Origin of the sequence: Neptunomonas japonica JAMM 1380 (assembly GCF_016592555.1) — a bacterium.
GTDB classification, from domain to species: Bacteria; Pseudomonadota; Gammaproteobacteria; order Pseudomonadales; family Balneatricaceae; genus Neptunomonas; species Neptunomonas japonica_A.
In genome coordinates, this window is the sequence record NZ_AP014546.1 from 103,629 (window position 1) to 118,174 (window position 14,546).

General features: G+C 42.2%; 10 protein-coding genes. All 10 read right to left on the reverse strand.

Translation table 11 applies throughout. From position 1 onward, the window contains the following. Positions 1-18: 18 nt before the first annotated feature. The 10 genes from NEJAP_RS00480 to NEJAP_RS00525 all read right to left on the reverse strand — a co-directional run bounded on the left by NEJAP_RS00480 (position 19) and on the right by NEJAP_RS00525 (position 14,398). Entirely contained in the window at positions 19-4,203 is a 4,185-nt protein-coding gene (locus NEJAP_RS00480; protein ID WP_201348789.1) for an EAL domain-containing protein, read from the reverse strand. Between the two features lie 122 nt (positions 4,204-4,325). Continuing rightward, a complete protein-coding gene (locus NEJAP_RS00485) occupies positions 4,326-5,348 on the reverse strand; it encodes a TIGR01620 family protein (RefSeq protein WP_201348790.1) in 1,023 nt (340 codons plus the stop codon). Then, on the reverse strand, positions 5,348-6,784 hold the full coding sequence (locus NEJAP_RS00490) for a YcjX family protein (protein ID WP_201348791.1): 1,437 nt from the start codon (positions 6,782-6,784) through the stop codon (positions 5,348-5,350). The genes NEJAP_RS00485 and NEJAP_RS00490 overlap by 1 nt, the downstream gene beginning before the upstream one ends. A gap of 108 nt (positions 6,785-6,892) precedes the next feature. Beyond that, positions 6,893-7,306 (reverse strand): hypothetical protein, encoded by a 414-nt coding sequence (locus NEJAP_RS00495; protein ID WP_201348792.1) that lies wholly within the window; start codon positions 7,304-7,306, stop codon positions 6,893-6,895. 47 nt (positions 7,307-7,353) lie between these two features. Then, entirely contained in the window at positions 7,354-7,857 is a 504-nt protein-coding gene (locus NEJAP_RS00500; RefSeq protein WP_201348793.1) for a DUF3087 family protein, read from the reverse strand. 133 nt (positions 7,858-7,990) lie between these two features. Beyond that, entirely contained in the window at positions 7,991-8,950 is a 960-nt protein-coding gene (locus NEJAP_RS00505; RefSeq protein ID WP_201348794.1) for a sensor domain-containing diguanylate cyclase, read from the reverse strand. Positions 8,951-8,953: 3 nt separating this feature from the next. Next, positions 8,954-9,565, reverse strand: coding sequence for a hypothetical protein (locus tag NEJAP_RS00510; protein WP_201348795.1), 612 nt, complete (start codon positions 9,563-9,565; stop codon positions 8,954-8,956). After that, on the reverse strand, positions 9,558-9,929 hold the full coding sequence (locus tag NEJAP_RS00515) for a response regulator transcription factor (RefSeq protein WP_201348796.1): 372 nt from the start codon (positions 9,927-9,929) through the stop codon (positions 9,558-9,560). The genes NEJAP_RS00510 and NEJAP_RS00515 overlap by 8 nt, the downstream gene beginning before the upstream one ends. Before the next feature lie 163 nt (positions 9,930-10,092). Beyond that, the gene (locus tag NEJAP_RS00520) at positions 10,093-11,631 is read right to left on the reverse strand and encodes a PAS domain-containing methyl-accepting chemotaxis protein (protein WP_201348797.1); all 1,539 of its coding nucleotides are present in this window, start codon (positions 11,629-11,631) and stop codon (positions 10,093-10,095) included. A 271-nt stretch (positions 11,632-11,902) separates the two neighbouring features. Next, entirely contained in the window at positions 11,903-14,398 is a 2,496-nt protein-coding gene (locus NEJAP_RS00525; RefSeq protein ID WP_201348798.1) for a cache domain-containing protein, read from the reverse strand. Positions 14,399-14,546: the final 148 nt, after the last annotated feature.

Below are 14,546 nucleotides of genomic sequence, written 5' to 3' on the forward strand. Positions count from 1 at the left end.
AAGAAGACTATAGTCATATTAAACTTCTTCGGAAGGCAGAGGGCGAGAATAGAGGTACCCTTGTGCAGAAAAACAGCCAAGCGATAGTAGTAGGTTTTTTTGCTCTTGTGTCTCAACGCCCTCAGCAATAACTTCTAAGCCAAGCGCTCGCCCCAGGGCAATCACGGTTTGCACAATCGCTCGGTCTTTATGTGAACCTGGCAGGTGTTGAATGAATGAACGATCAATTTTAAGCTTATCAATGGGTAGTTGTTTTAGATAGTTGAGTGATGAATAACCTGTTCCAAAGTCGTCAATAGCGATATGTATGCCCATGTTGCGTAAATGGCTGAGTACTCGGGTGGCTTCTAGCTCATTGCCCATCAAGAATGACTCAGTTATTTCTATCTCAAGCTTATTGGCTGGGAAGCCCGTTTCTGTGAGTGCTGTTTTTACTGAAGAGAGAAAGTCCCCTTTTTTTAGTTGCGGGACTGATACATTGATAGCGATGTAATCAAATGATTTGCCTGACTCGAGTAACTGCTTTCCTTTTCGACAGGCTTCGAAAAGTACCCATTCACCCAACGCTAAAATGATATTGCTCTCTTCTGCAATCGCAATAAATTTATCAGGCATCACTAGCCCTAAACTGGGATGTTCCCAGCGAATAAGTGCTTCATAACCGACGAGTTGCTCATCGGCTAAGCGAATTTGAGGCTGATAGTAGAGGGTAAAGTCGTTTGCTTGTAATGATTGTCTCATCATTGCTTCAAAGCTTAAGCGCTCGAAAGCCAGGCTGGTCATCTCTTTTGAATAGTACTGGTAAGTGTTACGTCCTTCCGCTTTTGCTTGAAACATGGCTGCATCAGCATTGCTAATAAGTTCATCATACGTTTCTTTATTTTTAGAGGTGAGGCTAATACCAATACTCACTGAAATATAAACTTCTTGGTCCACAATGGTGAAGGGAAGAGAGAACTGGTTAATGATTTTTTCGGCCATTACCGCTGATTCTTTTACTTGTCGTATATCTTCCATTACAAAGACAAATTCATCTCCGCCAAGCCTTGCTAGAGTATCATCCTTGCGAATACATTTTTGCAGTCTTTCTGTGACTGCGACTAATAGCGTGTCGCCAGCCACGTGACCGAGGCTATCATTAATATTTTTAAAGTGGTCAAGATCAAGAAATAAGATGGCAAACTGCCCGCCTGCACGTTGGAGGTGTTCTAGAAGGTGTAACACACGTGCTTCTAGTAGCAATTTGTTTGGCAACCCTGTTAGAGAGTCATAATGTGCCTGATGCTCTAACGCTTGCTGGGATGCCTTAAGCGCTGAAACATCTGAAAAAACCGCTACATAGTTTTGTACATCTCCTTGTTTATCCACAATGGCGGTGATAGTTAATAACTGCGGGTATATTTCACCATTTTTACGGCGGTTCCATACTTCGCCAGTCCATCTTCTGTTACGGCGGACTTCGGACCACATTGTATGATAAAAATCACTATTATGGCGGCCAGAGCGTAGAATGGCAGGCTTTTGGCCGAGAGCATCTTTCTCTGAATAGCCTGTAATACTTTCGAATGCTTTATTGATAGAAATGATGCGTGTGAAAGCGTCAGTAATAATCACGCCTTCCAAGCTGTTTTCAAATACTGCGGCAGATTGTTGTAATCGCTCCTCAGCATCAACTTGAAAACTCTGATCATGTAGCGTCGCAATTACCATTGTATGATTTTGAATATTAAGCTGTGTTGCTGATATTTCGACAGGTATACGTTGCCCCGAGCAAGAGACGCAATAGCCATGACCGCGATAATCTTTGCCTCCCTTACTAAAAGCCACCTGCATATTATCAAATACAGTATTTTTGAATGGGCTTAGCTCAGTAATAATGACTTTAGATTTGAACTGCCCATCTTTAGGTTGCTTGTTAGTCGATTGTTCTGTGTGCGAGGGGAAGCCAAACATCTGGGTTGCTTTTGGATTTACTTCAAAAATACTCCAATCTTTCGGGTTCAAAACAAGAATCGCGTCGTTAGAATCTTCAAAGAATGTTTGGTACTTATGCTCGCTGTCTTCTAGAGCCTTGAGCGCGGCTTTACTCGCCGTTATGTCTCTTTGAACACCAATAAAGTGTGTCAGTGTGCCTGAATCATTATAAACAGGAGATATGCTGATTCTTACCCACATCAGCTGGCCATTTTTTTTATAGTTTCGAAGCTCGACTGAGCAAGAGTCGCCTTTTTCTATGGCTTCTCTAATAGTGTCTAAAGAGGGCTGGTCTCGGTCTTCATTTTGCATGAACCGACAATTTCTTCCTAGCAACTCCTCTTGAGGGTAGCCCGTCATCTCTTCAATTGCCGGGTTAGCATAAATAATAGGTAAGTCGCCCTGTGCAGAAGTAATAAGAATGCCATCTTCTGTGGAACGAACGGCGCGATCCTTTATCAACAGCTCATGCTCAATAAGGTTCTGTTGGGTGATATCAGTTATTACCGAAAGAAAGCCTGTTAGACCTCCTTGCGGGTCATATTGATAAGACCAGTTAAGGCGAATATCAATCGGGCTTCCATCTTTATGGGCTTTGGTTGTTTCAATTGGAAAAGGGGCGGGTTGTTGCGCTAATATTTTACTGAAGAGTGCTTTGGTTTTTGTGCGCTCTTGTGTGTTGAAGGCTAGGTCCCATACATATTTACCGATGAGTTCCCCTGCGTTATACCCAAGTATTTTATGGTACGCAGGGTTGCTGAAGGTAATACGCCCATGAAGATCATGTTCCTGAATGCCGTGGGGCAATGTATTCAGAATTGCCTGCAGGTGCTGTTCAGTGGTTTCTCTTGTTTTAATATCTTGGGCTAAGCGTTCCTGTAAATACTGGCTCGTCATAGCTGAAGAGAAGTAGGCCGTAAATTCTTGCAGTAAACGCAGTTCTGATGAAGACGGTTGGCGTGTTTCCTTGCAAAAGTGCACAGATAGAAAAGCAGGGTTCGTTTGTGGGATCCGAAGAGGCGCATTAAAGAGTGTTTTTATTTTCCACTGTTGATAAATACTGTGCAGAGGTGAAGTAGGAGAGTCATGATCAATGAGAATACTCTGTTGTTTCAGTGTCTGCTGAACAGCCTCTCTCATTGCATCTGTAAAGGGCAATTGGTTTGACTGAGCAAGTGCACCAGGAAAGTCGGGAGAACAGCTTTCATAAAGAATGGTCGCCGATGAGAGCTCAATATCGTTTGCCAGTAATAGGCTTACGCGGTCTGCACAGAGCACTCTACATAGGTCTGTAATAGACTCTGATAAAAGAGTATTGATGTCTGTGGCACTTAGCATACGAGCCGCCACATGCTCTAAAGCTTGGGCAAAGTGACTTTCCTTTATCTCTTTTTCTGCAACTTCTAGCTGGTGATTTAATTTGAGAACTGATTCTTGTAACAGCGCTATATAGCGTGACTCTATGCCGCTGATTAACCCTTTTCGGGTAATTATACCGGCGGCAAAGCCATGTTCATCTGTTACGAGTAACTGGTGGCAACCTTGGGCAATCATTTGTGCCCGAGCGTCACTCAGTGGTGTGCCATAGCTAACTTGTAAAACAGGTGTACTCATTACCGTTTGGACAGTTGTGGTATCGAGATCTGTCTTTTCATCGAGTAAGCGTACAATATCTTTTTCGGTCAGTATGCCTTGTACGTTGCTACGTGAGCCAATGAGAAGGCAGTTCGCTTTGTTTTTTGAAAGTAGCTGGACTGTTTCTTTAAGGCTGGCATTGCTCGGAACAAATTGAAGCTTATGGTCGAAGACATTATCAACAAATTGTACATCCATCAGGTATTCAATACCCAGATGATGAATAAAGTTGGTCGGTGTGGCGATACCTATAGGCTGCGCTTCACTATTGACAACCACTAAGTGTCTAATGTCATGCTGAGTGAGCAAATGATAAGCTTCGTGATATAGCATATCTGAGGATGCAGAGATAACAGGGGATGTCATCACATCTGCGGCTAGTAGCGAACGAATATCTGTAGAGCTGGCCACATGGATAATATTACTTTCTGTCACTATACCGACTAGCTTTTCTGCTAAATCGAGCACAACCAAAGAACTTAGCCGCTGTTCTCTCATTATGCGGACAATGTCTGGCACTGAGGTATCTATGGTTATTGCTACTAATGAGCCAGAGCAAATAGATTGTAATGTGAGCCTGTGAAAGTTATCCATCCGGCCATTCAGTTTCCGTTCAGAAATTAAAGCTCCATATACTATATTAACAACCTAATCGCATAGTTGATGAGAGTCAATAACTTAGCATTTAACTAGGTTATTAGTGGTATCTACTTATCTTATTTGATATTACGGAGAATGGATTGCGTCACGGAGGCTAGTTGCAGTTGCTCACTCGGCTCTTGTGGAAGAGGGCGACACAGCTTTATGGCCTGTAAACCCGACCGAGCGGTGAACAAGCCCGCGCCTATTCCTTGTCCTGCTCTTGCCGAAATAGTGGAGGTTAGCGAGCTTCCTAATATGTGCGAACTGGCGTGTATCGTCATCTCACTCAAGCCAGCAAAAGCAATGTTATGTAATACTTTTTTTAGTAAACTCCACTGTGTTGTCGCTCCGGCTGAGATTCCATAAATATTTGTTATTTCGCGTAGCATCTTAAGGTTCCGCCAACCAACTAGCCACATATCAAATGTTGCGTAGGGACTTAGCGCTACCATGATGCCTGACTGTACGCTGTAGCGGTGAACGCATTGATGGGCAGCCTCATCTTGCTCTTGTAGCGCATGTTGGGAGATATAGCTGATAATTTCGCCATCATTGTAAGCGGAATCTACTTGTCGAACGGCCTCTTTAAAGGATTTATTAATCGGTGTGTTTTCGTAATATGCATCTAACTTCTTGAGTAAGGGCTGGGCTTGCCCATGAGTTTTTTGACCTCGCAAGGCTTCTGCTTGAGTATGTAACTCTTCGGTTTTTTTGAGTTGACGTAGTCCTTTCAAACCCTGCCATATCCAGAATAGACCACTGATAATGGTTACTCCGGTTAATGCGCTAAAGGTGATACCCAGTGCCGGGTGTATAACGAACCCCCAGTTAATAAGGCGATATATTTCACCAATAACACCTGCCGATAACAACAGGATAATGGATGCCGTAAAGACCGTTGTCCAGCGGCTGCGTTTTTTATCTGTACGGGGTTGCTTGTCAGTCTGCAGAGTGTCGTTGTTGTCTTCTGTTACCACTGATACTGATTGCAGAGGAATCTCTTGTGCCTTGGGTGTTTCCTGTTCTTTGTCTGTGTGACTTTGCAGTTTGTCTGGATCGATTAATACAGGCTCTTTCCATTCTGTTCGCTTGCTCATCAGAATATATCTCCTGTTAAGTACTCTAGTGCTTGGTCTAAACGGATATGGTGCGCAGGTTTTAAATCAGTTTGTGGGAGCTTTTGAGGGGCAAAGTCGAGAAAGCGGAAGCGGCTGCTATTCCAGTCGAGCTCAGTAGGTAGTTCAGTCGGTACTTCGCCAGGGAAAAGGGCTATTGTTTCACCTGTTTGTTTGTTGATTCCTTTCAAACAGGAAATGGTTTGGCCATCGAGTACGGCTTCAGCGGCTTCAGTTGAGCGGATCGATGCGAGCGCCATGCAGCGGGTATCTATACCTTCAAAGCGAATCTCACGTTGAGCATCTTGAATGATTAACTCAAGAAATTTGTCTAAATTATGGTGTTGATTTGATGTTACATGATCCGCTTTAGAGGAAGCAAAAAGGACTTTATCAATACGTGGGCTGAAGAGTCGACGTAAGAAGCCTGAGGATCCATAGTTGAAGCTTTGAAGTATATCGGTGAGTGCGAGTTTCATGTCATCGAAGCATGGCTTGCCATGATTTAATGCTTTGAGGCAATCCACGAGAACGACTTGTCGGTCAAAGCGAGAGAAGTGCTCGCGATAAAAACGTTTAACGATCTCCTCTCGATAAGCTTCGTAACGTTGCTCTAATAGCTGATACATCGACCCTTCGGGAATGCTCTCCAGGTCGCTTGGAGGGTGCAAGACCGGAAATAGCTGCAATAAGGGGCTAGATGCTAAATCACCTGGTAAAACGCAGCGCCCCGGCTGGATCATACTTAATGCGTTCTCATTATTGCGCAGTAGGTGCAAAAGCTTAGTGTACTCGTCACTCAAAACAGACAGCAGCTGCTTATCAGCAGGAGCGCACCAGTCGATCGTATTTTGTGCCGTTACCCAGTTTTTAGCCAGCGTTGCTCTAGGCTCCAGCAAGAATAGTTTTTGCTGCTTATTGCACCACTGCTCAAAGTTTAAGTGAAGTAATGGAAGGTCTAGTAACCACTCTCCGGGGTAATCAATAATGTCGAGATACAAGGTGGCCGTATCGTTTACTAAGCGTTTCAGGCGGCTAGCGGGTTTGTATTTTATAGCGAGCTTTACTTCAGATAAGCCTGTTGTCGATTCTGGCCAGCTGGGAGGTTCCTGCCCTAATGCTTGAATAGATTGTTCTAAAGGAAAAGGGCTATTTGATGAACTGCTGAGGTTTTTAACGCTGATAATTCGCTGTTCACTGGCGACGTCAAAAAAAGGTAAAGAGCGGCTTTGGCCCGCCTCCAATAAGTGATGAACCAACGAGGTAATAAAGACGGTCTTACCACTACGGCTAAGCCCTGTTACGGCAATTTTTAAATGCTTGTCTAGGCCTTGGGTGGCGACTTCTTTAAGTTGATGCTGGATATCATCCAGTAGTTCTTCACCAATAAGGTTTTTTAACTTGGAGCCCAAACCCATGCTTTATATCCCCAATAATAACGATACCCTAGTGTGACAGAATAAAGCTGAATCAGTGCCAACAAAAGTATCGGTGCTGAGTTTTTAAGGTTTCGGTTTCGCGCCTCTTTATATACAAAGGATCAAGCCAATCAACAGAATATAGGGAAAAGCGATAGTTGGGCGAACAGCGTGGCATAAGTACTCTTTTATAAGCCCAACAAATCCGGAACGTTTCGCTAACCACTCTGAATTAAGCTGGCAGGGCGGGAGGTTATTAGCCGAATTAGTCTCTTGTAATGCTGTTTCTACTTTAATTAGACGGTCAGAAATTCTTGCTTGAAAGGTTTTCCAGATAGCGTCTTGTAGCCATAAAATTGCAAGAATGATGACTATGTACAGGCTAGTTTTAGCTATTAGTAGAGCTGTGCTGGCTGTAATAGCAATGGCCAATAGCTTGATATAAAGTGAGTGCTTTTCATAAGAATCTGATTGGGTCTGTAGGGTGTTCCACTCATTGACCAGCGTATTAGATATATCCATATTGCTTTCCCTTTATGGCTTTTATGACAAGCAAAAAAACTCGATGATTAATATTCTTTAACCCATTCGGCTTGATAAGGTTCTAAATCTTCGATATTGAATTTCTGTTGCAATGTTAGCAAATCATTCTGATTTTTAGTGAGGTCATCGAGTGTGATGGTGTTGTTGTCTAATTCAAAAACATGCCTAGAGGCACGGTAACTGAAGTCTAAAATTGCCATGGCGCGAGCATCGCCTTCGGCTGCAGCGGCCTTAATTTGGCGCTGCTTTCGGTAGATTCGGTTTAGCTCAGCTTTTACTTTACGCATATACACCGCTTCGTAAAGAAACGGGTGCTGTTTATAAGTAATAAGTATTTTCGCAAGTAAAAGAGCTGCGATGACCACTCCCGCAATATTCCAATGCAGATTTTCGCCTTCAGGGCCTCCCCAAAAGTGGATGAATAAGGAAGATATTGTTAACGAGACGGCTAGCATGAAAATACAGATAGCAATAAATGTGATTTTTATATGCTTGTTATAGCGGGCCTTATTAATATCTTCCAGCTGCATTTGTTTATTAATTCCGGTTTGTGTATGGGTGAAGTGGACAGAGATAAAACAGGTAACGACGCTCTATCAGTATAAAGTAAAGTATTTATGCACAGGTATCTTTTTCAGCGTTCACAGTGTAATTGCCTGCTCCTCACGTAATAGGCGAGGGTGTTATCCAAGTATCATTGTAATGCCCTAAAACACTGTTGCGGCCTGACTGTTTCGCTCTGTACAGCGTACTATCAGCACGTAAAATAAAGCTGGAAGCACTCTCATTATTGAACTCATCCCAGCAGGCCGCACCAATGGTTATGGTGACACAAGAGGCGATCTCATTTTTGGGGTGAGGCATGTCTAATGCGTAGATTATTGCACGTAAGCTTTCTGCCGTATCTACTGCCGTTTGAATATTGGTATCAGGCAGAATAATACAAAATTCATCTCCACCATAGCGAGATATTTGATCACTGCCGCGGCGTATTCGTTGTAGTAACGTGTTGACGACGGTAATTAAGCAGTTGTCTCCTGCTAAATGCCCTAATGAGTCGTTATATGACTTAAAGAAATCAATATCTAAAAAAATAAGTGATAAGGGTTTTTTATCCCTGGTGGCAAGGTGGATCTCTTTATCCAGTGTAATATTAAATTGTCGGCGGTTAGCGATATTGGTGAGTTCATCGGTTAAAGCAAGGTTACTAAATCTTTTGGTGAGATTGCTCAGCGCTTTTTCTCGCTTCACCATGTTGCTAACATCTGTAATTTCAATCATGCAGCAGATTTGAGTCTCATCAAATGGAATGGGAAGAATGCGAATAAGTTGCTCTATGGGTTCTACCTTGTGTTGCCCTTTATAAAGAGGAAAAGGGCGGTGGTTCAGGCTGGGAGATAATAAAGAGGAAAGATGATTCACAAGGGCGTCAGCAATCGCAAAATGGAGCCGGCTATCATTGGTTTCAGGGAAGAGCTCAATAAATGATCGATCAAGAATATCCGTTGGCGACATCTTGAGTGCTTTCTTGAACCAGCGGTTCACAAAAACTATTGAAAGGTTTTGATCGACAACTAGCACGCCTGCATTGAGGTTTTCTAAGACTTCTTTGTACAGCTTCATCAATTAAGCCTCAACGTTAGAAAGAAATAACTTTATTGCTTTATGTAAGCTGGTTTGTGATTCATTCCCTAAAAGAAATGCCAGAAATCCTTCGATTTTATGGTTTTCTAGCCCAAGCCTGATTTGCAGGATTAGCACTTGTTTCTCTGACATTGAGGGCTTAAGAATATCCGAAATATATCCAGTCGAAAATGTTGGCAATTGGCATTTGAAACGCTCATTCAGCATTTCAGCGATGATTGCAAAGCAGGCATTAAGAATAATATTACCGACCTCACTCATCGCGTCTTGTTCTATTTCAGATAGTTGTTCTGCTGGTGCGTCGGAGCCAAGCATGAGGCGAACTACTTCTAAGCTGTTGATGCTGGGAAAGATCAATAAGGCTCGGCCAGAGAAGCTTCCATTGAAGTGCTGAGAAACACTCGTAAGGTTTTGGTCATGTCGGGGGTCTAAAAATTCAGCAGCTCGTTGAGGTGAAAGAATATGAATAACTGGTACTGACATAGAGACAGGTTCGTTGGTCAGCATACTTAGGCTGGCAGCGGCTCGGCCAACACCAACATTAAAAACCTCTTGTAAGGCGTCTAATTCTAGAGCATTCATCTCATCAGTCATGCTCGGCTCTCCAAAATGATAATGCTTGTTGTACAACGGCCTCAGTAATCGGTTTTTCAACGAAGTGGACGCCTAGGTCGTTAACTTTGGCTTTATTAGACGCTTGGATATCCGCTGTCAGAATGATGATGGTTGATGTCGCCATTTGTGGTTTCATTATTAATGCTGCCTCAAGTCCGTTTAGTACAGGCATATTAAGGTCCATGATGACTAATGATGGCTGGTGCTCAGAGGCTAAAGTAATGGCTTCCTGACCATTTGGTGCTTCGATAATAATCCAGTCTGATACCAGCGATTGGAACACTTTAGAAAGTATCATTCTTGAGACGCGGCTATCGTCTACAATCAGTAAAACGTTGCTCATGCACGATTATCCATATTCATTAGAAGTTTCTTAATTAAAAGGCAAACTATTCCCTTTGCAGTGATAGGGAATAGTTTGCTGTTTTAATGGGAAAAAGCCAAGAGAAGCAGATACCTTCTAATGTATTTATCCGCCTTAGAAGGTGCCATTTAGAGGAAGGTGTTTAGAACGCTTTGACAGTAGACTTGAGGTCCAATATGAGTTCATTTAAGTCTTTAGATGCGTCGGCAGTTTTACCCGCAGCAGATAGGTTATGAGACGAAATGTTTCTGATATTTTGAATATTTCGGCTGACTTCTTCTGAAACTGCGCTTTGTTCTTCTGAGGCAGCTGCAACTTGAGTGCTTCTATCAGTAATTTCGATCATGGCGAGGTTGGCTTTTTGAAAAGCATCACCAGCTTCTTCAGCGCATTGAATATTGGTAGCTGCATGCCGGTGACAGCGCTCCATTGCTTGTGCAGTAAGGTCTACTTTGTCTTGGATTGATTCAACGGTTTGTCTTATTTCACTTGTTGATTGTTGAGTGCGTTGTGCCAGTACACGAACTTCATCTGCGACAACAGAGAAGCCTCGTCCTTGCTCGCCTGCTCGTGCCGCTTCAATGGCGGCATTAAGTGCTAATAAATTGGTTTGGTCAGCAATGCCGTTAATGATGTTGACAACATCTTCAATTGAGATTGCTTCTTTCTTCAGTTCCAAAGATGCATGGCTAGCGTTCTGCACATCTTCTACAAGTAGTTGAATACCCGATACCATTTCTTCCACTTTGCTTTTTCCGGCTCTCGCCAGTGCTGCTGTTTTTTGAGTTGCTTCTGATGTTTGCGCTGTATTTTTGGCAACCTGATGAGCAGTTGACGACATCTGGTTGGCGGCCGTCGCTAGCATATCGCTTTCTTGATCTTGCTGTTGAATACCTGATGTTGTTTGGTCGATGGATTCATTAGTATGCTGCATGACATCTGCTAGCGTATTAATACTGTCTTCTACTCTTCCTATCACGGTTCTTAATCGGGCTCTCATCATTAATAGTGATAGCTCTACCGCTCCAGACTCATTCATATTGTCTGTCATTACCCATTGAGCAAGTTTATTGTTATACACTTCGTCGGTGAGGGATAATACTTTCCTGAAAGGTGCTGTTAGCCAAGTAATACTTGCGATTAATACTAATGCGAGAGCTATGATCAGAGAATGTTGTAAGAATGTAGCGATAGGCAAGAAGTGAGTAATGACTAATAGAGCTGCTAAGATACTTGTAACAATAGTGAGCTTATTAGCTGTATTGACGCGCTGTATTTTGATATTAGGATTGTTGTTTATTTTGGCATACACGCTTTCAGCGTGCGCAATCATCTCATCGCTTGGACGTGTGCGTACCGACTGATAACCAACTTTTTGACCGTTGATATCAAAAAGCGGCATGACGTAGGCTTGCACCCAATAATACTCTTTATTTTTACAAAGATTCTTAACCATGCCCATCCATGGCTGATCACTGTTTAGGTGGCTCCATAGATCTGAAAAAGCAGCAGGTGGCATATCTGGGTGTCTTACCATACTGTGGGGTTGGCCTATTAACTCTTCAGATGTGTAACCTGAAACGTTACAAAACTCGGGGTTGGCATAAATGATATTTCCACGTAAATCGGTTGTTGAAATTAACCTTACATCGTTGGAAAATTTACGTTCAATGCTAGCCATTTTCTCTGCTTCCTTTAGAGACTTTTTGTAGGTGTGCTGACTTATTTGAAATTCAGAACATTGTTGCTATGAGCGGTAGTTACTATACGCTATGTTGCGATGCAATAAATGCATTTTCCTTTACTTATGTATCTTAGCTGAACAATGTGCGTATTGTAGTCATTAATTGTTGGTTGTGTACTACATAACCAACAATTAAGGTACCTGAATACCAAGTGGTTACGAATCCACTTGGCTCAAATCTAGAAAAGAAAGGTGAAAAGCAGCTTTTTTAGCTACTTATCTTTGCGCTGTATTTGTGGGATAAATCTGTTAAAGATAGCGGCCTATCAAAATAGTATCCCTGAGCAATGTGGCAGTGATAATTGCTCAGTTGTGCCAGTTGCTCTGCTGTTTCCACACCTTCCGCTACCATAGTGAGACGGTATGATTCCCCAATAGCAATGATGGCTCTTACCAAGTTATCGCTCTCACTACTGGTTAATAATTTATCAACAAATGAACGATCTATTTTTATTTCATTTATAGGTAAGTTGCTTAAATAGCTCAGTGATGAATACCCGGTACCAAAATCATCGAGGGATAGGTTAAACCCATGGTCTCTTAACTGTTGCAATATTGGAGATGCATAGGTTAAGTCTTCAATGAGAAGGCTCTCTGTTATTTCTAAGGTAATCAGTTGGTTATCTAAGTCATGCTGGGATACAGTTGTAACGAGATTTTCCACGAATTGGGGGGCATTTAACTGTCGTGGAGACAGGTTTACAGAAAGTGCAATGGGGTGCTCTTGACTGGTATTGAAGTAACTTATATCTGCTAGAGACTGCTCTAACACGAACATGCCAATCTCGTGAATGAGTCCTGTATCTTCAGCAATACCAATAAAGTCTACGGGGGAAATCTGCCCTAGTTGCTCACTGTTCCAGCGAACGAGTGCTTCCACGCCATGTATTTTACCGCTTTGGATAAGAATTTGCGGTTGGTAAACTACGCTAATTTCGTTGTTTTTTAATGCTAACCGCAGCGCCGATTCTACTTGTAGGTCTTTATGTACTTGTTGGTTGATCTGCGTGTTAAAAAATAGAAAGCCTCCCTTTTGTCGTGCTTTAGACTTGTACAAGACGATATCGGATTTACTAATGAGTTTTTCTGGATCATCGCCGTCATCGGGGTACATGGTCACACCGATGCTACAACTGGAGTGAATGACTTTACCTGCGATAGAGAATGAGTTTCTAAAAATACTCTGAATGCGTTCTACTTTTTTCTCAGCGGCTCGCAAGTCTTGTAACTCAGGAAAGCAAAAAATAAACTCATCACCCCCAAATCGGATAATGCTGTCGCCTGCTTGTAAGACGTGTTCAAACTCATGACTTACCGCTTGGAGTAGTTCATCACCGGTGGAGTGCCCATAAAGGTCGTTAATTTTCTTGAAATCATCAAGATCAACAAACATTAGCGCGAACTGCGTACCACTATGTTTTGAGCGCTCTATGCCTTGTGTTATTCGTTCTTTCAATAATAGGCGGTTTGGTAATTGAGTAAGAGCGTCATGGTGGGCAACATGGTGAAGTTGATCTTTGGTGCGCTGCAATTCATCAATATTGCTGCTTATATGTTGTTGAAACCTTTCAAACCTTTTAGAAATACTGCGACTTAAATAGACTAATACGACTATCAGAATCAGAGTGGCTAAAAAACTGAGTAGTAATATTTTTTGTAGTTCATCTTTATTTTGGCCGCGAACAATGGCTTCTCGCTTCAATAAGTAGTTTTCGACTTCTTTTATATACACGCCAGTGCCAATAGCCCAATTCCAGTCTGTAATACCTTTTACATAACTTATTTTTTTTGCAGGTTGGCCTGTAGTAGGCATAACTGAACCGATGTATTGAACATAATCGCCACCTTGCTGAGCTGTTTGAATAATTTTTCTAACGAAGGGAAAGCCATTCGCACCTCTACCATCGAGGTTGTTTGTGCCTACAAGTGACTTTTTGAAATGTGAAAGATAGTTACCTTGGTAATCAATGACAAAAACATAGCCATTATCACCGTAGCGGATATTACTAATTCTTTTCAAGAGGCGTGACTTTATGTCGTTTTCAACATCAATCAGGTACTCACCTGTACCAATAAACCAGTCATAGGGAGCAAAGTACTTTCCAAAGCCAATCTTTTCGAATTCGTCATTCTTATTTTGGGGCTTAACAAACCACCAATGGTAAAAGCTTTCGCCATTGGTTTTGACTAATTCCCCCATCTCTCGGACGATATAACGGCCTCTTATATCTTTTAAATCCCACTTTGATGTGCCTTCCATTTGTGGAAGTAGCGGATGCATCACATTGATGCCATTGGTTTTATAGATAAAGAAGTAACCGCGGCCACCATTGAAGGATATTCGACGTAAGCTGTCGGTTATGAGCTGGGTTACTTCGGCTTCTGGCTTATCTTTATTTTGTTGGTAAATGTTTTTAGCAATCGCATAGGCTTCATGAACACGTTGCTTAATATCATTTTTAAGAGTGCTTTTAGTTTGGCTCTTTTCGAACTGAATATCTTGAAAAACTTGATTTACCTGGCTTTTAGCGACTGCTTTTTGAAGGTCCATAAAGTTATCGCGTAGCGAGGTGATATCACTTTTTGCTTTCGTATGATTATTGTAAATGGTGATAGTACTGAGCAATACGATAAAAATCCCAACGACCAGAACAGGAGCTACTTTGATAAGACGTATAAGTTTCTGATCGGATATTATTTTCATCGTTCTAATAGGGTTCCAGCATTACTCAATATTGTCTGCGCTACTAACACGCAAGGATGTATAACTAGTATTGATAAAAAGCATCCGCTGCTTCTTTGACTATAGACTAGGTTGCAAATATTTACATTGAGATAGCTAACACTATTTG

What these genes read in the sequence shown, in the direction of transcription:
- NEJAP_RS00480 (WP_201348789.1), bottom strand. Translation starts at nt 4,203, where the DNA reads ATGGATAACTTTCACAGGCTCACATTACAATCTATTTGCTCTGGCTCA.
- NEJAP_RS00485 (WP_201348790.1), bottom strand. Translation starts at nt 5,348, where the DNA reads ATGAGCAAGCGAACAGAATGGAAAGAGCCTGTATTAATCGATCCAGAC.
- NEJAP_RS00490 (WP_201348791.1), bottom strand. Translation starts at nt 6,784, where the DNA reads ATGGGTTTGGGCTCCAAGTTAAAAAACCTTATTGGTGAAGAACTACTG.
- NEJAP_RS00495 (WP_201348792.1), bottom strand. Translation starts at nt 7,306, where the DNA reads ATGGATATATCTAATACGCTGGTCAATGAGTGGAACACCCTACAGACC.
- NEJAP_RS00500 (WP_201348793.1), bottom strand. Translation starts at nt 7,857, where the DNA reads ATGCAGCTGGAAGATATTAATAAGGCCCGCTATAACAAGCATATAAAA.
- NEJAP_RS00505 (WP_201348794.1), bottom strand. Translation starts at nt 8,950, where the DNA reads ATGAAGCTGTACAAAGAAGTCTTAGAAAACCTCAATGCAGGCGTGCTA.
- NEJAP_RS00510 (WP_201348795.1), bottom strand. Translation starts at nt 9,565, where the DNA reads ATGACTGATGAGATGAATGCTCTAGAATTAGACGCCTTACAAGAGGTT.
- NEJAP_RS00515 (WP_201348796.1), bottom strand. Translation starts at nt 9,929, where the DNA reads ATGAGCAACGTTTTACTGATTGTAGACGATAGCCGCGTCTCAAGAATG.
- NEJAP_RS00520 (WP_201348797.1), bottom strand. Translation starts at nt 11,631, where the DNA reads ATGGCTAGCATTGAACGTAAATTTTCCAACGATGTAAGGTTAATTTCA.
- NEJAP_RS00525 (WP_201348798.1), bottom strand. Translation starts at nt 14,398, where the DNA reads ATGAAAATAATATCCGATCAGAAACTTATACGTCTTATCAAAGTAGCT.